The 20,288-nt window shown below is 58.3% G+C and carries 18 protein-coding genes and 1 pseudogene; 14 read left to right on the top strand and 5 right to left on the bottom strand.

Features of this window, described 5'->3' with window-relative positions; all coding sequences use genetic code 11:
- Positions 1-13 precede the first annotated feature (13 nt).
- From FO013_RS20125 to FO013_RS20095, 7 genes are all read left to right on the top strand, one after another.
- Positions 14-604, top strand: coding sequence for a hypothetical protein (locus FO013_RS20125; RefSeq protein WP_143924347.1), 591 nt, complete (start codon positions 14-16; stop codon positions 602-604).
- Entirely contained in the window at positions 591-1,688 is a 1,098-nt protein-coding gene (locus FO013_RS20120; RefSeq protein ID WP_143924346.1) for a hypothetical protein, read from the top strand. The genes FO013_RS20125 and FO013_RS20120 overlap by 14 nt, the downstream gene beginning before the upstream one ends.
- On the top strand, positions 1,688-2,170 hold the full coding sequence (locus FO013_RS20115; RefSeq protein WP_143924345.1) for an HNH endonuclease: 483 nt from the start codon (positions 1,688-1,690) through the stop codon (positions 2,168-2,170). The genes FO013_RS20120 and FO013_RS20115 overlap by 1 nt, the downstream gene beginning before the upstream one ends.
- 46 nt (positions 2,171-2,216) lie before the next feature.
- Positions 2,217-5,654 (top strand): M23 family metallopeptidase, encoded by a 3,438-nt coding sequence (locus FO013_RS23190; protein ID WP_143924344.1) that lies wholly within the window; start codon positions 2,217-2,219, stop codon positions 5,652-5,654.
- The gene (locus FO013_RS20105; RefSeq protein WP_143924343.1) at positions 5,629-6,300 is read left to right on the top strand and encodes a hypothetical protein; all 672 of its coding nucleotides are present in this window, start codon (positions 5,629-5,631) and stop codon (positions 6,298-6,300) included. Before FO013_RS23190 ends, FO013_RS20105 begins: the two co-directional genes overlap by 26 nt.
- Positions 6,297-6,920 (top strand): hypothetical protein, encoded by a 624-nt coding sequence (locus FO013_RS20100; protein ID WP_143924342.1) that lies wholly within the window; start codon positions 6,297-6,299, stop codon positions 6,918-6,920. The genes FO013_RS20105 and FO013_RS20100 overlap by 4 nt, the downstream gene beginning before the upstream one ends.
- Before the next feature lie 374 nt (positions 6,921-7,294).
- Positions 7,295-7,744 carry a hypothetical protein gene (locus tag FO013_RS20095; protein WP_143924341.1) on the top strand — a complete coding sequence of 150 codons (450 nt, stop codon included), beginning with the start codon at positions 7,295-7,297 and terminating at the stop codon, positions 7,742-7,744.
- Between the two features lie 6 nt (positions 7,745-7,750).
- Here FO013_RS20095 and FO013_RS23035 read toward each other — a convergent pair whose 3' ends face one another.
- The 3 genes and pseudogenes from FO013_RS23035 to FO013_RS20085 form a co-directional block, all read right to left on the bottom strand.
- Positions 7,751-7,897, bottom strand: coding sequence for a hypothetical protein (locus FO013_RS23035; RefSeq protein WP_260848296.1), 147 nt, complete (start codon positions 7,895-7,897; stop codon positions 7,751-7,753).
- 33 nt (positions 7,898-7,930) lie between these two features.
- A pseudogene (locus tag FO013_RS23365) lies at positions 7,931-8,065 on the bottom strand (hypothetical protein); the annotation flags it as partial.
- A 37-nt stretch (positions 8,066-8,102) separates the two neighbouring features.
- Positions 8,103-9,392: a glycoside hydrolase domain-containing protein gene (locus FO013_RS20085; RefSeq protein WP_143924339.1), complete on the bottom strand. Its 1,290-nt coding sequence runs from the start codon at positions 9,390-9,392 to the stop codon at positions 8,103-8,105.
- Positions 9,393-9,663: 271 nt separating this feature from the next.
- Here FO013_RS20085 and FO013_RS20080 point away from each other — a divergent pair, with 271 nt between their 5' ends.
- The 7 genes from FO013_RS20080 to FO013_RS20050 all read left to right on the top strand — a co-directional run bounded on the left by FO013_RS20080 (position 9,664) and on the right by FO013_RS20050 (position 18,746).
- Positions 9,664-10,764, top strand: coding sequence for a hypothetical protein (locus FO013_RS20080; RefSeq protein WP_143924338.1), 1,101 nt, complete (start codon positions 9,664-9,666; stop codon positions 10,762-10,764).
- Positions 10,765-10,854: 90 nt separating this feature from the next.
- A complete protein-coding gene (locus FO013_RS20075) occupies positions 10,855-11,202 on the top strand; it encodes a hypothetical protein (RefSeq protein ID WP_143924337.1) in 348 nt (115 codons plus the stop codon).
- Between the two features lie 231 nt (positions 11,203-11,433).
- Positions 11,434-13,047, top strand: coding sequence for an RNA-guided endonuclease IscB (gene iscB, locus FO013_RS23030; RefSeq protein ID WP_143924373.1), 1,614 nt, complete (start codon positions 11,434-11,436; stop codon positions 13,045-13,047).
- An 85-nt stretch (positions 13,048-13,132) separates the two neighbouring features.
- Positions 13,133-13,891, top strand: a complete 759-nt coding sequence (locus tag FO013_RS20065) for a hypothetical protein (protein WP_143924336.1) — start codon at positions 13,133-13,135, stop codon at positions 13,889-13,891.
- Between the two features lie 3 nt (positions 13,892-13,894).
- On the top strand, positions 13,895-17,167 hold the full coding sequence (locus tag FO013_RS20060; protein ID WP_143924335.1) for a hypothetical protein: 3,273 nt from the start codon (positions 13,895-13,897) through the stop codon (positions 17,165-17,167).
- Between the two features lie 376 nt (positions 17,168-17,543).
- Complete coding sequence (locus FO013_RS20055) at positions 17,544-18,026, top strand: hypothetical protein (protein WP_143924334.1); 483 nt, start codon at positions 17,544-17,546, stop codon at positions 18,024-18,026.
- Between the two features lie 252 nt (positions 18,027-18,278).
- Positions 18,279-18,746 (top strand): hypothetical protein, encoded by a 468-nt coding sequence (locus FO013_RS20050; protein ID WP_143924333.1) that lies wholly within the window; start codon positions 18,279-18,281, stop codon positions 18,744-18,746.
- 57 nt (positions 18,747-18,803) lie between these two features.
- Here FO013_RS20050 and FO013_RS20045 read toward each other — a convergent pair whose 3' ends face one another.
- A complete protein-coding gene (locus tag FO013_RS20045; RefSeq protein ID WP_186293231.1) occupies positions 18,804-19,271 on the bottom strand; it encodes a Panacea domain-containing protein in 468 nt (155 codons plus the stop codon).
- A gap of 97 nt (positions 19,272-19,368) precedes the next feature.
- On the bottom strand, positions 19,369-20,235 hold the full coding sequence (locus tag FO013_RS20040) for a helix-turn-helix domain-containing protein (protein WP_143924331.1): 867 nt from the start codon (positions 20,233-20,235) through the stop codon (positions 19,369-19,371).
- Positions 20,236-20,288: the final 53 nt, after the last annotated feature.

Genomic DNA, 20,288 nt, shown 5'->3' with positions numbered 1-20,288 from the left:
AACCCGTATCGTCATGAACTCCTCCAAGAACAAGGGCGACCGCGGCGAGCGTGAAGTCTTCGCTCTCTTCGAGGCCCGGCTTGCCGATCAACTCGTCCCCGGTGCGCAACGCGGGAAGAATGCTGGCCAACCCCATGATCGCGGTGACCTCTTCGTCCTCGACGGATTCGCCGTCCAGGTCAAGTACTTCAAGGCCCCCAACCTCGGTGGCGCTGTGAGGCAGGCCGCCTATGGAGCCGCCGAGCAGGCTGCCAATGGTTTCAAGGACTACGGCGTCGGGATGTCGATCATCGAAGGAGCTCGCAAAGACAGTGTGCGAGTCCTTGCTTCCTACACCCCTGACATGGCCTTGGTCATACCCGGTGTCGAGCCCGTCGCCGACTTCGGAACCATCTCGAAACTCAAGGCCTGGATTGCCGACGACGTCGGACCACACGGCTACCGAACCCACCCCCGCCGAAACCGGTGGGCAGCGCTGACCAGCGACCCGGTGACGATCGTGGGCACGTTCGAAGCCTTTGAGGCCTCGTATCGGGCCCTGACCGAGTCCCACACCCTGCCGATGACCACACACGCAAAAGGAGAAACCCTTGAATCTGTATAGCACCACCCGCCAAGACCTGCCGGCCGATGCCCCACGCAGGCAATTCCTTCTGCGTGCTGACGATTGGGCACTCCTCCCCCGTGACCCGGTGACGACATCAAAGCTCTACATGGCCTTCCACGAGGCCTCGGGCATCGATCACGAAGAGCTGATGACTTCGCCGATGTCGAAGCTGCCTCTGCCCTTCTTCCATCCCCACCTCATTTACCCCGGCGATGACTATGACATCCGCAAACGGTTCAGACACATCAACGCCTCGTTCATGTGGCACCCGATCATGTGGCTGCCGACGGAACTCACCAAACCCCGGTTCTCAGAAAATGACAACGGCTACGTCGATGCCATCGAAGACAGCGAATCGGCGATGGTGCGCATCTTCCTCGAACTCTCGGCAGCGGGCATATATGACACAACAACCGGTGGCTGGCTCGATGTGCTCGGACTCTACGGACTCGATTCAACCGATGAACGCACGCACTCACGAGTTGCTGCTTGGCTGGCAGGTGAGGCAGATCGAGTGCTCGACACCATCGACCTCAGCCCGTACTTCGCCTACCCCGAAGCCCAAGACTGGGCGCTGCTGACGACGACCGAGATCCGCGAACCGCTGCTGGGTGCTTCCTACTACCGGGTGGCCGAGGACTCACTAACGATCCTCGACGTGTTCTCAGACCCCGTTCGCTACAAAGACCCGGCCCACAACGGGGACTCGCTCACCCCGTTGCGCACTGAGGTGACGTCACTGCTGAAGATGGCCGAGGTGATGTATCGCAGTGTCGATGCCTCGGACTTCAACCTGCCAGAGGGCTACACCACGATGGTCGACGTGCTGAGCGAACATCGGGCGAAGGTCGAGAACTTCTCCGGCACCCACGACGGGTTCATCAACGAGATCATGCCAGACCTGACTGACCTGTTCACCGAGATCCGGACAGAGTACGTCGGGTTCCTTCGCGTCCTCCTCGACATCATCCACGCCTACGAAGACCTCGGCGATCCCAGCGATCCGGCCTGGGCGAAAGCGGATACACCCGAGGACAACGCCACTGACGATGCGGGAGAAGGTCGGGAGCTCGAGCGGTGATGGATCTCGACATCGATGCCCTCATCGACCGAGCCGGTAGCCTCATCGACGTCATTGGAACGGCGATCACCTGGTTGTCAGCACACACGATGGCAACGCTCCTGCTGGTGGCTGTTCTCGCCGTGATCATCTTTGCCCGAACCATCGCACGGCGAACGTCGACGACTGACCCCACCCGGCTCTTCACTTCCGACCAACGCCGGGAGGGAATGGTCCGGGCTGAGAACCGGTGCGAGATGCCGAAGTTCTTCGGCCTTACACGGTGCCGGCGCCGAGCCGAACACGGTGACCACTTCTTCCCCTGGTCACGCGGAGGGGCAACGACGATGGACAACTATGTCGCCGCCTGCGCCAAATGCAATCTCGCCAAATCCAACCATGTGCCCACCCGACTCACGACTTTCCTCATTGCCATGCGTCGGCGCCGCTACTTCCCCGACGGCATCCCGATCCGGCCGGGCCAGCGATATCAGGGGGTTTGAGCACTGCGATCCAAATTCGGCGCATAGACAAGGTTGAGGGGGAATTTTGACCAACGACGACAAGACGACGAATGGGCCGTCAACACCCGCGCCTGAGCCGACTTCAAGCGGCTCTGGCGATAGCGGTCGCCTGTTTGCGCCCACTGACTCCGAACGCGCGAAGCGAAAGCAGGCTGCTCTCGACGAAGAGGCTGCGAATCGGCAGGAATCAACCGGCCCAGGCGGTTCTACTCCCTCGACCCCAGCCCGTCCTGCCTACGATTCGCAGAAGACAACCGATGGCTTACGTAAAGCTGCCGGCGCCGCGGAATCCTCTCCTCTGCCGTCCAGCGGGGACAAGACTCGAAGCCTCAACGACTTAGCAGACAACATCGATCGGGCTCAGGCCACGGGCGGCAAACTCAATACGAAGGATCCAGACGCCACTGGCATCGACAAGGTCACCGACAGCATTGGTGAAGGGCTTGCCGCGGGCACCGGTGCCATCAGCGATCTCGCCTCCGCCGATGCTCAATCGGGAAAGGGCAAGATCCCCTCGACACCCGATGGGCTGAGTCCGAAGAAGCCCAACTCCTCGACCCCCGATACCAAACCATCAACGGGCTCGCCTGGACCCGATTCCTCCCCCGCTGACAAGTCGCCGGGTCGCTCAGGTGCCACCAATCCACTTGGCAAAGGCGAGAAGTCCGTCGATGCTCACGTCATCGGCACTGCCGATACCGCCATCGATCAGGCCCTAGACGACCCCGCAAAGGGTCTGGGCGGACCTGCTGGCCGCATGGCTTCAGCCACTGGGATGACGAAGTGGAACCCGAAGACATCGGCAGGCAAGGCAGCTAAGTCCGATATCTCCACGGTCGCCAAAGAAACTGCGCGCGGAGCCTACGACGGCGCCAAGACCGGTAATGGCGAGCTGACGACCATCGGCGTCAAAGCCAGCGTCGGCGCACTCAAAGGCGTTTTCAAGACCCGGACGTTCAAGAACACCCTCAAGGTCGGGATCTTCGGCCTCGCCGGTGCAGGAGCTCTGGCACTCATCGCCGGTTTCATGGCCCTGACCATGCTCACAACGTCACTGAAGTCGATCGGTGATTCAACCCTGGGCGAATTCGCCTTCGGCACATATGAGAACTACCAACGGGCCATCTCTGGTGACGCTGCTGGAGCCGGTGTCGAGCAGGTCAAAGACACAGGCGTCTTCGCCTACAAGGGCGGCAAATGGGTCAAAGGCAAGATCAAGGACAAGGTCGACGAGACATCGACAACTGTCACGGAGTCCATCCACGACCACGCCAGAAGTGTGGGCAACAAAGCCGTGCACATGTTCGACGGCAAGGGTCAGGACATTGAATTCTCGCTGGGAATGTCGATCATCGACAAGTACTGGGCCAAGCCAGAAACTGCTGATGTGCCCAGCGGTGATGATGACGACGACTCTGACGACAGCGATGATTCCGGGGACGAGGACCCCAAGACTGTCGAGCCTCAAAGCTTTGATCCCACAAATATTGCTGCAACGACTCTGAGTCAATCACCGACATCGGCTCCCCTTGCAGTCCCCGTCGCAGCCAAGAGCGATGATGAGATCACTGGAACGCTGAGTTACGACGTTGATCTGGAGAAGGTCGAATCCCTCGGCGCCGATAAAGACGATCTCGTCAATGATGCTGCCTTTGAAACATTCATGGCCGAAGTCGTCGCCAAAGAGATCAAGCAGAACACCAAGAAGCCGGGACTCATCGCTACCTTGTCCCACGGCGCACACCGCGATGGCAAGGGCAAAGGCTACATTCCTGACACCGCCCGCGATGAGAATGCTTCAATGGTCGATGTCTACACCAACGCGGTGAAGAAGCTGCCGCTGACTGGCATCGAGGACACTGCCGAGAGCCTGGTTAAGAATGCCCAGAACTGGTGGTTCGGCGTCGACTGCGAGCCTCCAGGAGGCGGGTCAGGCTCCGGCGATGGTGGATCATTTGATGGCAAGGGTGTGCCGAAGAAGGCAATCCCGTGGATCGAGAAGGCAGCCGCATCCTCGAAGGCAAAGATCCCTGCCGCATTCTTCGCCTACATCATGGACCGCGAAACCGACTTCCGTCCCGACATCTTCGCCAGCGACAGCAACGGCGGCACATGGGGTCTCTTCCAGATCAATGAGGCCATCTGGACGGAAATCTACGGAGGCGGATTCTCCACCGACAAGAACAACAACGGCACCTGGGACGTCAAAGAACCCCTCATCCACTCCGAATACGGGGCGAAGTATTTCGACAAGCGATTGGCCACAGTCCGCGGTATGCGCAAAGCCAATCCGGGCGCCGCTTACACGAAAGACCTCACAGAGCTCGAAGCGTTGATGATTGCTCACAATTCCGGTGAGGGCAATCTGCAGAAATACCCCGATCTGCCCGCAGTAACGATGAGCTATCTCTCTGAGTTCCGCAAGAAGTTCAAGGAATACGGCGGTGGCGAGCCCGGTGGGAAGTCCGACGGAGGCAACGCTGACACTGTCGCCGATGAGCCAGGAGATTCCGGTGATAACTCGGGCAGCGACGGCGGCGAGTCCTCGGGCAAGCTGGCCAAGCCTCAGGGCAAGCACCCCAAAACCTCTGACCGCAAGGCCCGCTGGGGCAAATTCCACGCAGGCACCGACTACGGAATGCCCATCGGCACCGACCTGCCGGCCATGTTCGATGGCACAGTGACCTTCTCCGGGTGGATGAACGGCTACGGCAACTACACGATCGTGAAGGGAACGTGGAAGGGCGAGACCCTTGGCTACGCCTACGCCCACCAGGACAAGCAAAACGTCAAAGTCGGTGACAAGGTTCAGGCTGGCGACATCATCGGAGTCTCCGGCAACACCGGCATCGGCACTGGCCCGCACCTGCATTTGGAGTTGCGCACCAGTGAGTTCACAGGCCCAGGTCGAGAGCACAATACTGCCGATGCTGACGAGTTCCTCAACTCCAACGGTGCCAAGGTCGGCGGGAACAAGCCCAAGCCCGACAATGGAGGCGCTGACAACGCTGCCTGCGAGACAGCGGGCAAAGAGCCTGGCGATAAGGCCACGAGCGGGGATCTCAGCAATGAGGAGTGCCCGCGAATTGAGAAGCAGATCGAAGGCGCCCAGCCCGGCATTATCCGTCTCGCACGAGCCATCTGTGGTGAGTTCGACGAAAAGGAACTGAAGTCCTTCGGCGGTGTGCGCAAATCATCGTGGATCGGCAACAAATCCGACCACTACACCGGCAACGCCCTTGACATCATGATCAACGACTCAGGCAAGAATGACTCCGAGCTCGGCGACCGAGTGGCGAAGTATCTGCAACAAAACGCCAAGGAGCTGAACATGAAGTACGTCATCTGGGATCAGAAGATCTGGTATCCGGGCAAGGCCCCTGATGACTGGAAACAGATGGAAGACCGCGGATCGCCAACACAGAATCATAAGGACCATGTTCACTTCTCACTCAAGCACTAAGCGCCTACCTCTGGCAGCCGCTGCCAGTCTCATCGGACTGACGTTGGCACTGGCCGGATGCCAGTCCGGCGATGACGACACACTCTCACGAGACCCCGGCACACCGGAACAGGCCACGCAGGCCCAACCTGGAAGCGAAGATCCCACTGGCGAGGCAGACGAGGAGGCACCGGTGTCGATTACGCCCGCCGTGGTCAAGAAGCTCAGCACAGATGAGACCAAGGCCGCCAAGCAGGCGATCGGCTGCCTCTACACCTTCAATGGGGCGAAGCAGCATTCGGTCTCCGATTCCGTGGCCAATTGCACGCAGCTCATGACTGGTGATCTCAAGGGCCAGTTCTCATCCATGGGCGCCGTCGTTCCCACGGTGCCTGAGAGCTTCGACTGGGACGAAGCCATCGGTCATGAGGGGCAAGTGACCGGCATCGAAGCAACCGCCGTCGGTGATGGTGGGGAGCTCGGTGAAGGCGCGGCGAAGAACCTCAAAATGCCAACCTTTGACCTGATTTTGGAAATCGAGGGCTCAGAGACGACCGAGGTTACGTTCATGCTCGACCTGGCCATCAGCCGCGGCAAGGACAAGCAACCGTGGCAAGTTGATCATTTTGACGCTTACGAGCGCACTGATAGGCAGGAAACACTATGACCTTCAAGACAAGCCTTATCGTCATCGGCATTCCAGCGGCTATCATCGCAATCATCGTTGCTGCCTTCCTCGTTTTCTCAGGCCCCGAGGCCGACGAAGAGGATGCCGGCCCGGCTCCCACTCCCATCTCTGAAGGCGATGTCGAAAAGGAGTCGACACCGGCACCCGAGGAGTCTCAGGATCCGGCCAGTGCTGAAGAAGACGCGGCTCAAGAGGTCGCCAAAGACTTCACTCGCGCCTACGTGAGCCTGTCATACGAAGACGATTCTCCGAATCCGTGGGTGGATGCCATCAAAGAGTTCTCGACTCCGAAGTTCTATGACTCCCGCACCAAAGGTGTCGATCCCGATGATGGTGGGACGATGGTCAGCGAAATGGAACGTCGCCATATGAGCGAGTTCCCGGAGTTCGATAACACTTACGTCCAGAAGGACGATGCGAAGACCTACCGGGTCTATGTCCAATATCAGCTGGTCAACGAGTCCGATGGCGGCCGCTTCCTCACAGGCGACTTCTCAGTCGTCACCGTGGTCAAGTCTGGTGACAAGTGGCTGGTCGACGGTGAGGGCACGAGCGAAGAGGCCCAGAAGGGCTTCTTTGATCAAGGCCATGATCACTGACCTTCTTGGCCCACAACATGTCATCGCGCCGCCGAACCGGCACCGGTCGCCCACCAGGCCCTCGCCCACGACAAAATGAGTACAGTGGACTCATTATGCAGTACAGAGCAATGGCACTAAGTTTCACCGCACTCGCATGTGTATCAACCCTCTTGTCTGGGTGCACCCCGGAACCGGAACCCAACGGGCCTCCCGTCAAAGGAGAAGAATCGAGTGAGGAGCGGACCTACTCGAAGTCCTCCAAAGACACGCCAGCGTCACGGACTCCTAATAATGCGTGCTCTCAGTCAGGCGACGGCCTGAGAGAGCCCGTCTGGACTGACAGCAGCAGCGTCAATGTCAACATCTCCCCAGTATTCGCCGGGTCTCCAAATATGGATGAGGTGTCGTATGACGACACTCGCTCGGACGGATGGGACAACTATTCGGACGAATTCGACCCGAACCGCCTTATCCTTGTTGCGCTGAAGAGTTCAAGCCTCCCATTGAAAGCCGACGACCTGACAAGCTTTGCATTCCAACCCATCCACCGAGATGGAGCACACACTGTTTGTGAGGACGCACTCGACACCACTGTGCGATTCATCGGCAATCGCGACGCCGGCAACAATCAGGAGGCGTCAGTGTGGGAGATTACGTCCGACGAAGAGTTCTATCGCGAACCTGATTTCGGAAAAGTGAGCCTCACCATCCGACAAGCCCGTATCGAAGGGATGCCCGACCGGTACGTAAAGCGTCAGCAGAAAGTCGAAAGCGGGGACCCTAGCACGCCAAAGAGAGCCCCCGCTTTCGATGACCTCAAGTTCTACTATCAGAACCGCTAGGCACGACTACCTAGACATACGAGTCCACAGTTTCCCGTTGGCAGGATTGCGGATGAGTTGGTCGGCGCCGACTGTTTCGCTTGTTCCGTCATCATCGTCGACCAGCATGACGTCGATCTCATTGAACTGGTCGATTGCCCAGTTGTCTGGCATTGGCTGTCCGAGATTTCCAGTCCATCCGTACGACAGGTTGCCGACGAAGCTCGCCGAGGCCAAGCCTTTGTCGTGAAGTTCGTTGCACACAGCTCTGGGACCATAAACACCTACCGGGTTACTGCCCAAAGCTGTTGATTCAGCATTGAGCTCCTCGAAGTACGGCACGATGAGATCCGCAATCGTGGATCCGAAAGCGTCGAAATCAACTGCATAGAAGGAAGATGGTCACGTCGCCCGGCATACCGAGTGCGTCAGCCCTAGTGTGAGCCAGTTGTGCGTCTGTGGTCCCTCTCCCCGGAATGAAATAGTCGGGGCCATTGGCTGAGGTTTGCCATATTGGGGCGATACCGAAGCCGATGATCATGCCGGTGTCGGGGTCCTCAACGGTCATCTCAAGAAGCTGGTCGATCTCCTCGAGAGTCATCTCCTTATCGAGCACCGGGTCCGGAGCGTTTTGCATATACCGGCCAACGAATGAGATGTGCATCGAACTCAGCACCGCATCGTCATTCGAGAACGTGTCGGTCTTGTCTTCCAACCGAGTCGCAAGATCGATTCCCATCACGTGCTCTCCAGGCTCGGCGATGATGTAGTCGAAGCCGCGCGACTGATTTCCGTGGCTAATGAAAAGAGCCGTGATCATGTCTTCCGTCGCCACTCCTTCCCCAATAACGTTGAGGCGCATGAAGCTCGCGAACTGATACAGGGTCCTCTCCAAATCGATCCAGTTTGGAGACTGCACATTCACGAAATCGAATCCGTTCAAGTAAAGGCCATAAGTCAAGACATCAGCCCAAACGCCTGAAGAATCGTCCTGCTCTGTCATGACAGACGGGATCTCAGCCTGAGTGTTGTCGCCCCAATACCCGTCTGGACTCTTGATGCCTGAAATGAGCTGTACGGCGCTGATCAATGCTCGCGTCATCTGTGGCGTGACAATACCGTCGGCTGGCGCGAGTCCGAGCTGCGGCTGATATCCGGGTCCGTTTAGGCGCCTCTGGATGGTCCGAATTTCGGTGTCCCCACCTGAGACGAGGACGTACGCGTCCTGACTGCACAGCCCCTTCCAGATTTCGTCGGTGATCACTGGGTTGCCGTAGTCGTTTTCAGTTGCGTGGTAATTTGCGTCATCGCACATCGTCCCCAGTGCTTCCACAGTGAGGTCGGAAAAGTGGCCGAACTCTCCCGTCCCAACAGCCGGAGCGTTGTAGCCTTTCACGCGCAGTGCTGACTGCGCGATTGAGATGAATGTCTGGTCTTCACTGGTCGGTGGCGTGAGGTCAGGCACGGCAGCCTTGAGGTCATTGCCGAAGACGCCATCAACGTCAGTGCCGGAGAATCCGAGCTCCAGTTGCAAGCCACGAATGATGCCTCGGATAGTCCCCCACCCAGCGATTCCATCCTCGTCGAGGCTCTCCCACTCTGAGTTGGAACCAAAAACGCTGTTCAACCAAGCTTGAATCTCTTGTACGTCGTCGCGCCCATCAGCCATGACGATCACGTTCCTCTCAATTTGAGCTTGTGACTAGACGGACCCCATGGCCTGAAATCTGGCGCGTGAAATTCGAATGTACAAGCCTGTGTCCGGTTTTAGATACCATTTCAGCGCCTTTGATTTAAGTCAAGACCTCGGATGAAGGACACCTCCGACAGCAGGCTCACCACCGTGTATAGCCACCCTGACCCCAGCATCAGGGCCAATTCTGACGCGAAGCTACCGGCGTCCTGTGACGGTTTGTCATTTTGCCGCACGTATACCGGGCATGAGCACTTTCACAACCAACCGCGTCCAGGCTGGTATCCCCGAAGGCGGCCAGTTCGCGCAATCGGCCCGGTCGCGTCCTGATGTCTCCGATCTCATTGTCGACACCGATGACGACGGTGATGCTGGCCAGCCCCTGACCAACGATCACCTCTCCCATGTTGAGAAGCCGGTCAACTACCTCTGGAGCCGCTACGGTGCCTCTTCGTCGAACCCGGACTACACGCGCGAGGAGATGATGCAGAACTCCTACGTCAAGGTCATGGAATCCATTGCTGATGGAAAGCGTGCGAAGAACCCGAAGGCGTATGTGACGAAGCTGGTGAAGAACTGTTTTGCCGAGGCTTTCCGCAACGGGTCTGACTACCGCACGATCAAGACCCGTTCGGAGATCGACGCCAGGTCAGCGGCAATGTCTCAGAACTTGGGCCGCAGTCTTCGCCCGTCAGAAGTCGATCGCATCACCGAAGAGGTCCGGGCCTCGAAAGACAAGCATGATCGCCCCAGCAAGGACCGCCTGGCTCGGTCGAAGATGACAGTCTCAGCCACTGACGACATCACCCTGGTCGCCGAGCTCAATTCCGCGAACGTGGACTCAGCCGAAGAGGCCTACTTCACCAGCGAGGCACCGGAGGTCGCAGGATCTGAGGCTTTGCTGAGCGAGGCTGAGGAACGAGGGATGCACAACGCCTACGGTCTGCGCCGTAAAGCCTCCACTGCAATTCTTGCCCACCACGGGGCGCCGGCAGTCGTTCCCAACTCGGTGAAGTCCCACCGCCGCAACGCTGCTCGTAAAGTTCTCGAGTCCCAGGGAATCCACGAGGCGATGCAGGACCACAACAACGGCTATTCCACTGATGGCACCCAGGCGCTCTTCACTCCCTGGTCAGGCCGCAACACCCTGTCAGTCGACCAGAAGGATGCGATCGTCGATGCTCTTTCAACCGGTGACGGCGAGTACGCCTGGGATTTGTGGACAGGCAGTGCAGCTGTCTCTGACACAGCCACGAACAACAAAGACGAAGGTGTGAAAGCCAAGCCGAAGGCGTCAACTCACGATGCGGGGGCCCAAGATTCTCAGCTCTCGTTCGCCTGGTTCTAGCCAGTATCGAGACTGCGACGAAAATCAGCGCATAGATAGATGTAGAGGCATCAAAGCCTGGTCCTCGTACGCGAAAGTTAGGAAAGAACAGTGACTCCCTCAGAACCCGTCATCATGGCAGCAGAACTCAACCTCCGCGGCAACTGGGACACCATCTGGTCAGCCATCTCCGGAGACTCTGATGTCACCAAGCTGCTTGGCATCTTCGGCACCATCATCGTCATCGCAGCCATTGTCGGCTTCATCTGGGCCAAGCGCCGCGGTGATGGCGGCGGTGGTGGCGGTGGAAACGCTCATCAGGGCCGGACGAAGTTCCTCATCGGCGCTCTCGTCGTCGGCACCCTCATGGCCGCACCGTCGGTGATCCTTCCCCTTGCTCTGGGTGTGGCTGACCTCGTCGGCAATGTCGGTATCCGCCTGTTCGAAAAGATCTTCTGACCGCAGGCAGGACCAGGCAAGCCCTTGCCCATGTGGGCAAGGGATGACGACGAGAAAAGGGACGGTGTCTGCGAATGGCTAGCACAGATGAGAAGAAGACGTGTGTCAGCGACCTCATGGTGTACGAGCGACGCCTCGAAACGGCGTCCAGCCTCATCAGTTCGCTGACCAGACCAAGACACCTTGAAGGAGGTGACTACGTTGCACATACGACAGAAGACCGACCCTGGGATGCCTCCTCAGTCCCAGGCTCTCGAATCTGTGCCAGCAGACAAGGACGGGGTATCTACGAAACGGGGCACAGAAGTTGAAACCATTTCAGCACCGGGTGTTCAACATGGTCGAGAGGAGACAGCCGTACCCACACCCAAAGACGTGGTCACGGTTGCGCAACAGCGAAACCCAAACGGGAATCGCAGTCACCGGGGTAACTCGGTACAACCACGTGTCTTCGTCCTCGATAAGAGGAAGAAGCCGCTGGATCCCACCTCACCAGCTCGCGCACGCGAGCTCTTAAAGAAGGGACGCGCCCGTGTCCACAAGATGATGCCCTTCACCATCCGCCTCATCGACAGAATAGTCGCCGACTCAGTCGTCCACGACCACACGATCGGCATCGACCCAGGCTCCCGCACCACGGGCATTGCTGTAGCGCGAGAGACCCGAACCGTAGATGAGGCGACGGGCGAAATCACGACTGATCGCCAAGCGGTCTCTCTCGTTGAACTTGTCCATCGTGGGCCACAGATCAAGAAGAAGCTCCAGCAGAGGGCAGGGTACCGGCGGGGGCGCAGGTCACGGAATCTCAGGTATCGCGCACCGCGGTTCAACAACCGTACGAAGCCAAAAGGATGGTTGCCACCATCGTTACAGCACCGTGTGGATTCGACGATGACGTGGGTCAACAGGTTCCAACATCTGGCACCTGTGTCGAAGGTGGCATATGAGGCTGTGCGATTCGATACTCAAAAGCTTCAGAATCCAGAGATCACGGGTGTCGAGTATCAGCTTGGTACGTTGGCAGGATTCGAGGTTCGCGAATATTTGCTGGAGAAGTTCAACCGCACCTGCGTCTATTGCGACGCGACGAATGTGCCGCTGAATATTGATCATGTTCACCCGCGTGCTCGTGGTGGCAGTGACCGAGTTTCGAATCTCGTGACCGCATGTATTCTCTGTAATCAAGCTAAGGGCAAGTTGTTAGTTGAGGAGTTCGTTTCCGACCGCAAGCGACTGGAACATATTAGGAAGCAGCTGAAAGTATGTCTGCGTGATGCGGCAATCGTGACCGCAACTAGGTGGAGTTTGCACACAGCATTGATGACAACCGGCCTGTATGTAGTTGCTTCATCAGGTGGGCGCACAAAGTTCAATCGCTCCCGACTGGGTGTACCGAAAGAACATTGCCTCGACGCCCTGTGTGTCGGTGATGTCGACTCGGTGGGGCAGTGGCCCGACCACCGGCTGACAATTGCCACGACCGGTCGTGGGCTGCATCAGCGTACTCAGCCGAACAAGTATGGATTTCCGAGATCCTACCGGACTCGCCGGAAGGTCCATTATGGGTTCATTACTGGCGACTTTGTGCACGCAATTGTCCCGAGAGGGAAAAACGCTGGGACACATGTGGGCCGAGCAGCGGTGCGAAAATCTGGCAGTTTCGACATCACCACAACTGCTGGGACCCGGCAGGGGATCAGGTACAAATATGTGACTCTAATCCAGCGTGGTGATGGCTTCAACTACTCAATCAACAAACTGCTAGGCCGAAGTGAGGTTGCCAGGACCAATGGCAGTGCCTACTCCTCCCTACGGGTAGAGTCATCGACTATCTGGCGCACCTGATGGATGAGAAGAAGTCATATCCGATCATCTTCACTCTCACCGACCTCACAGGCAAGGAAGCACAGACTGGGCGAACGACGGTCATGTGGGGACAGAAGTCCCTCGCCGCTACGTCTACCTGGCCGTCGCCGGTTTCTTCCCCGGCATCATTGCCATGGCGATCACCGCACCCTTCCTCGGCGTGTACGCGTTTGGCGCATTTGCCCTCGTCATCGTCTCCATTATCGTCATGGTCGAGTGGCGGTCCCGCACTGGATTGAAGCAGCGGCTGTACAAGACGGTCTACGACTCAGTGACGGCCATTGAGAACGAGTTCATCCTCTGCGGAAAGCGCATCCCCGTCGCTGCTTACTCCCCCGGCGTCATCTACCGATCGACTGTCGTCACCGATGTAGGCAACCGGGAAATGAACAAGGCCTCATCAATGCCTGGGCTCGGTTCGGGAGACATCGATGAGGTCCACGACATCTTCTCCGATCTCGTCGGCGACGAGGATGCTCAGTCCATCACTCGGCGCAGCACCGAATTGCCCCACTTCAAGGCGACTCCTCCTGCCAAGCCTGGCAAGTTCAGACGACGAAACCCTCATGCCCCCAACGCCGACGAGGTCGAAATGGCCGCGGTCGCCGGCCACCTCACTGTCTCTGAAGTCAGTGACCCCGGCTTCGACGGGCTCGAGCTCGACGTCCCGTTGCCAGAGCTGTCGGCCGACACGGAGACACCCGATCCCCCGCCACGGAAGAGGCGCAGGAAGGCCAAGAAGACCTCACCCTCGGCACCCACCACTCCCCCAGACACAACCGATCTCGGACGTGTTGACGACGCACTCGAAGGGTTCCTGTAAGTTATGGCGTTCGTTCCCCGCACCACGCTGGATCTACCAGCACCGAAGCCAAAGGCCGCACGTTCCACCGCGGCTTCAAAAGCGTCCGGCTTTGATTTCAGGGACCGGCTCCTTCGTGCTCTCCAGTGGTCACTGCTCGGGGCCGTTCTGCTCTCATTCATCATCGGTGCCGCACCCTCGGCTGATACACCCGAAGACTGGATCGGAGGAGACCTCGCTGACACCTCGGGCCACCGGACCTCGATTCAGGCCTCCAGTGACTTCATCCTGGCAGCAGGTGATGGCAAAGACGGCGCGAACAAGGGTGACTGGCACGAGAACTGCTTCGTGCAGCCGGACCCGAAGGATCACAAAGAAGGCTTTGTCGATGATCCGGGATGTGTGAAGACCATCGGCAAGACGGCATGGACTGAGCCGTGGAATCAGTTCTTCTCCGGTGAGACAAGTAAACACAAACTCGGCTCGGCCACGTGGAGCTCACGTCTCTTGCCTCTCTACCGCTGGGACAACGCCACCACAACCATCTTCAACAACGTTGCCGGCAATCAGATGTCGAACGCCCAAGCAAACTCGCACGCCATCGTCAACGGCGGTGTGATGGCTGTGGGCAACGGCGAATTCTCGATGACGACCACGTTGGCCCGCACCGCCTCAGACTTCGATTTCCTCGACGTCGCCGGATACTACGTCGACCTGTCGTTCGCCAAGATCGGAGAAATGCTCCTCAACGGCTTCGTCGGCCTCACCGTCGTTGCCGCGATCGTCATCGCCGCCTGGCGCTACTACCGGCGCGGTGGGGCGGGTGTGAGCTTGTTTTCCCTCCTGCTCAAGCCCCTCATCCTCGTCGTCGTCTTCGTCGTCCTCACCTCCGGAGCTCAAGACACAGTTAAGGATGGGAAGACGAATGACTCGAAACCCGGCACCGGGTCCCCGTGGTGGGTGGGCAAGACTTTGACCACCTCCGTCGAGACGCTGGCTGACCCAGTGCAAGGATTGGTCACCGAGACGCTCGAACCCTTCCATCCCAACTCCGAGGACGGCTACCACGAGAAGGTCAACTCGTGCTGGGCTCAGCGACAGTCCATGCAGGATGCCTACAAGCACTATGCCAAGAAGGCCGGTGGCAACGCCTCGACGGCTCAGACGATCTCGGCGATGTGGGAAAACACGGGTCTCATGGCGTGGATGACCTCGCAATACGGTACAGACATGGACACATACGAGTCCCGAACCTACTGCCGGCTCCTCGACGACCTCGGTAACATTCCAGCCAACGAACGCTACATCGCGCCGCTGGAGGATCACGATCTCAAGCCGAAAGGACTCGCTCCCTGGGGAAGCTACCCCGACCCTCAAGAACGCTCAGCAAACCAGTTCATGTGGGCGGCTTGCACGCTCGACGAGGACGACAACTGGTCACTCAGCGCTGCTTGGAAGCGGGCTCTCGACGATAAGGCCAAGCACATCAAATGTGACAGCTGGTACAACAACGCCGCATCCAGCAAAACTTTGCCTGAAGCGATCACGCCTTCGACCGAAGGGCAAAACGGTGTCACCGAACAATTTGGCGATGATCCGGGAGTGAACAGCTTCGTCCAGCGGTTTATGGGCTATGACCGCGGTGGATTCCAGACCATGACGCTGTTCTACCTGCTGGCAGCGACCTTGACCATGTTCGCATTCGGACTCATCTCGGTCCTCATCCTCGGGGCAAAGGTTATGCTCGTCGTCGCACTCATTGCCTTGATTGCAGCCATCCTCAAAGATGTCCTGCCATTTGCGACTGCTTCGGCAGTCAAAGAGACCGCGTTGACGTTCGTCGGGGCCACGATTGTGTCTGTCTTCGCCTCGCTGATCTTCATTGTGGTGACCATGATTGCCTCGGTACTCACGGCAGGCGGACTCGAACTTTTGGGACGCGGATCTTTGGCGGCGATGCTGTGGACCGGTTTTGCTCCGATCCTAGCCATTGTGGTCTTGCACATCATGTTCAAGAAGTGGTTCAAGAAACCGTCTCCGTTCACGCCGTCTGGCGCGATGGCGTGGGCAGGTGGCAAGCCAACCGGTGAAGCCTTCGGAGAGGGAGCGAATGCTTTGACCGGTGGCGGCGGAGGTGGGAAGGGCGGCCCTGGTGGTCGCAACCCGCTTTCCGGACTGGGTTCGGGCGGTGACAAGGGCTCTGGCGACATTCCCAACAGCAACCGCGGACTCGATGGCGAAGATGGAATGGACCCCAAGGGTCTGTCAGGCCCGAAGACCCCCGCAGTGGCCGGCGCTGGTGCTCGTGGTCTTGGCGCCGGAGCAGATGGGACTCGCGGGCCCAACGACGCCGCGAATGCGAGCATCGATGACACTCTGCTGCCTCCACGTACTCCGATGTCATTTGGTGAGGCCAAGTCCAAGCGAGAGGGCGACGAGACGGCTCGCAAGGAGGCTAATGCAAACGACAAGGCGATGCGTCAGGAAACCAAACGTGCCCGGCAGTTCGAGCGAAAGGATGCCAAGCAACGCGAGACTATGCTCAAGAACTACGCCAAGGAGGATGCCAGCAGAGGCATCGCCGGAGCGAAGTCCGATGCCAAGGACGCGCTGAAGGCCCGCGAGTCTTCAGGACTGCAAAAGTTCAAAGAAGGTCAGGCCATTCGCCGAGATCGTCGAGCCGCTGTCGACTCTCACAAGGAAATGAAGTCGCATTTGATGAACACCGCAGGCAGTGCCGCAATCGCCGGGCAGCAGGCGTCGGCAGCTAAAGCTGATGCCGGCATGACTATGGCCAGCATGGCCCAGCAGGCCTCAGCTGGGGTCATCAATAGTGATATGCCGGGGCCGGTCAAGATCAACGAAGCCAACGCGGGCGGAAATCGCGATCACCAGATGGATCCGCGGGCGTCGGAGAACACTCGTCCAGACCAGTTCGCCGAAGACCAGTTCATCGACGCACAGGAAGGTAAGTACTTCGACGATCCATATGCGGGCATTCCAACGACCGGTGAGGCAATGTCGGGTGGAGCCCCAATCGTCAACGGTCCGCCCGCTGGCCCAAGTCAGCCGGTCCAGCCCCAACAGCCGGTGGCCCAGCCGCAACCGGTCCACCCGGATCCGCAGCCGATGCCTGAGTCCCAGCCGGAACCGCGAGCTGAGCCGAGCCCAACGCCCCAGCCACCTCGGCCGGCAGAACCACGGCGGGAACCCTTCAAGCCGGAATCTCCGGTCGTGGGTCGTCCCGCCCGTTCATCAATGACACCCGACGTAGGAGATATGCCACCGAAGATTTGACCCCAAAGCCGTGATAAATTGGCGAAATCAAGAGATTACATGGGAGGAATCATCTTGGCATTCGTCATGGCACAGTTGCCACCAATATCAGGATTCGCCGCACCCGGCACGCATGGGTGCGGCGAATCGTCTTTGTCGCACATATGCGCAGGTCAGCACCAAACAGGATGCCGAAGGACTGTGGGTCCAACGTAAAACTCGGGCGTGAGAGTTATCCCAACACTTATTACGTGATTTCGCACCGACAAACAAGCACTGTTGACTATTAAACAACCGAGCGTAGTCAGTCTGTAGTCACCATAGACCTAACAACTTCCCGTCTTATCATGTGCCTAGAGAGGCTGTGTGACGGTAGACCTGCGACAAAGGACAAACGATGAAGTACACAAGACCTGTAGCCCTGACCGCGACAGCACTGATGCTGGCAGCTCTGACAGCCTGCGGAGGTGCCGGGAAGATGCCCGAGGACAACTACGATGCTCTCGCTTGGGCCGTCGAGAACTACACCAATGGGAACGCGAAAGACGTAGCCGAGGCTATCCCTGCAAATGAGGCGCCCGAAGACGGCTATGCCGAATCGATTGGCAACGGTTACGTAAATGAAAAATCCAAATGCAAGGTCGATCCAGGCAGCCTCAACGAACACGACGGAGGACTGGTAGTTGCCAAGATTTGGTGCGAGGACCCCCTACCAAAAGCATTGCAAGCTGAGGGAGACCCAGTCGCCTACCTTCGGGCGGGAGAAGACGGAACCAAGTACGATCTTATTTTCAACGACACCTATGCAGGGGAATTCGATACTGGATCGGGACCAATCGACCCCGGAGCATCGGACAACAGTTCAAACGTCACGGGCTGAGCTCGTGTGTCGAGCTGTGGTTGGTATAAACACGCCACGCGAAGTGGTCTCGTGGCAGAGTGACTGGAGTCCGCAGTGGCTCGCGAAGTAAGAGACAAGCTCGAGTTCCGCTACTCCCGACGCCTATAAGTTGACATGCAGTCTCCGCCTCGCTGGGCATCAGCGTTTCGAGGAAATTGAGCAACACAGAACAAGAGCAGTCATGGCCGTGCAGCGCGAAGCTGGGGCGGCCGCCGGTTTACGGAGACAAATATGAAGAGACGACTGCACCGCTTCAGAGGACTGTTCCTGGTGGTCGGGGTGAGTGCCGCATTGTCGGCGTGTGCCCAGGGCCAGAGCATTGAGTCCGCCTGCCAGGTCGTCATGGACAAGGAGCGCGCACTGACCGTCAACGCTAAGACCAGCGTTCGGGAGACTGTCGCGTCCATCCTCAGGGGCGACGACGCCGGAGTGTCGGAGTACTTCGTCACCACGCACGACATCATTGAGAAGGTGGGCGAGGACGTAACCAATGAAGACCTTGTCGGAGAACTCGAGAACTTCAGCGCGACCCTGCAAAAGGCCGAGGACGAACTAAACGAATTCGACCATTCGAAGTTCGCACTCGGCGGTAGCGGAACGGTGCGAGAGCTCTATCAGGTCCAGGATGCCCAGGACAGACACACTGACGCAATCCAGGACGCCGCCGACCAGGTGACGGAGTTCTGCGGCGAAGGTTGAAAGCTAAGAGCCCGACACAGACGATCAATCTGTGTCGGGCTCTGCATCTAAGAGCGCTTAGCTCGTGGCCTTCATGAGCTCGTCGTCGAGCCGGTCGAATTCCTTTCGGATGTCTTCGACCGTGAGGACCTCATAACCTCGCCGATTCGGCTCCGCCTCTTCGAACTTGGTCTTCCATATCTCGTGGGTGTGAGTGTCACGAACCAGGTCGAATCCATCCTTGTGCGCGTTCCTCTGGATTACTGCGTCAATAATCTTCTTCTGATCGGCACTCAGATGAGTATCGTCGGGGTTCCCGTGGTTCCATTCGTCGAGATAGTGCATACCGCCGTGCCTCTGATAGAGGGAGTAGATAACGGGGCCATATCGCCATGCACGGATTTCATCGTTAAAGAGAGGTTCTCGAAGCCATGCCAGGTTCCACCCCTGTGCTAGGTAACAGAGTTTCTGGAGCTTGATCGCCTGGATTCGCCCGGTCTTCTTGAGGATGTAGTTTGCTACATCATGAGCATTTGTCTGTACCATCGTGCCCCTCTCAAACTCGCCAGTTAGGCCAACACTAGCCGCAGCCCCTGACATGGATCGTCGGCCAAGAGAACAACTTGGGGCTGAAACCTTACAGTCAGGCGTCCTCGGTTGCGGGGATCTCTTCCTGGGCTCGACGCTTCTGCGCGACGATCTTTCGAGCCTCCTTCATCCGCGCAACTGCGAGGCCAGGGCTCTCCTCCATCTCGTCGCCGTATTCCCCCAGGGCCCCAAGTGCCCGGTATTGCCACGCTTTCCGCTCGTCTCGATACGCCAGAACATCGAGGAGGTTAACCCGTCGGTGAGCGAAGCGACCGTGGGAAGGAATTTGGCCGCTATCGATGAGATTGACGAGGACCGGCAGTGCGACGCCGAGAATCTTTGCCGCGTGCTGAAGCGTCAGCGATCGCGACAATGATGCGGTCGAGCGACCACGCCTATGGACAGAACCTGCCCGTCGCATAGCACGAAGAATGGGGTCAACTTCTTGGCCAAGATCGCGGTTGATCTGGTTGGCCTGCAACAGGGTGAGATGACGGCCCTCAGGTGCTTCGATCTTGCCACGAGCCAGCAGCCATTCTTCGACATCGGGCCAGTACCACAACCCTTTGACGATGAAGTCGCACTGTTCAGGGAAGTCGTAATCACCCGACGGCGATGTCCATGCTGCGACGATCTGCTTGGTCACACCTGCTCGTTGCGCGATTTCGATGCGGACAACCCAGTCAAGCTCGAACTTGATAACGCGGAGTCCCGCGGCTTCGAGACTGGAGATGACGGATTTCGACACCGTGATCGCATCGTCGCCATCTTCGTAGACGGTGACGAATTGGAACGGGCCACGCGAGTTGAAGGCGATGTCGAATTCTTCTGCCAGCTTCTCTTTGGCCTCTTCTGTGAGGTCGACGACTCGAAATTGGAGCCGAATCGGCAGGTCCCTGTGGGCCTCGGCTTCAGCAGACATGAGGCCCCTTTGGCCGCCATCGGCCAGTCATACCTTTTGCCATGAGTCCCACT

Source organism: Brevibacterium aurantiacum (assembly GCF_007558825.1).
Classification (GTDB): domain Bacteria; phylum Actinomycetota; class Actinomycetes; order Actinomycetales; family Brevibacteriaceae; genus Brevibacterium; species Brevibacterium aurantiacum_A.
The sequence above is the reverse complement of the archived record's forward strand: the minus strand, read 5'-3'. Positions and strand labels throughout refer to the sequence as shown.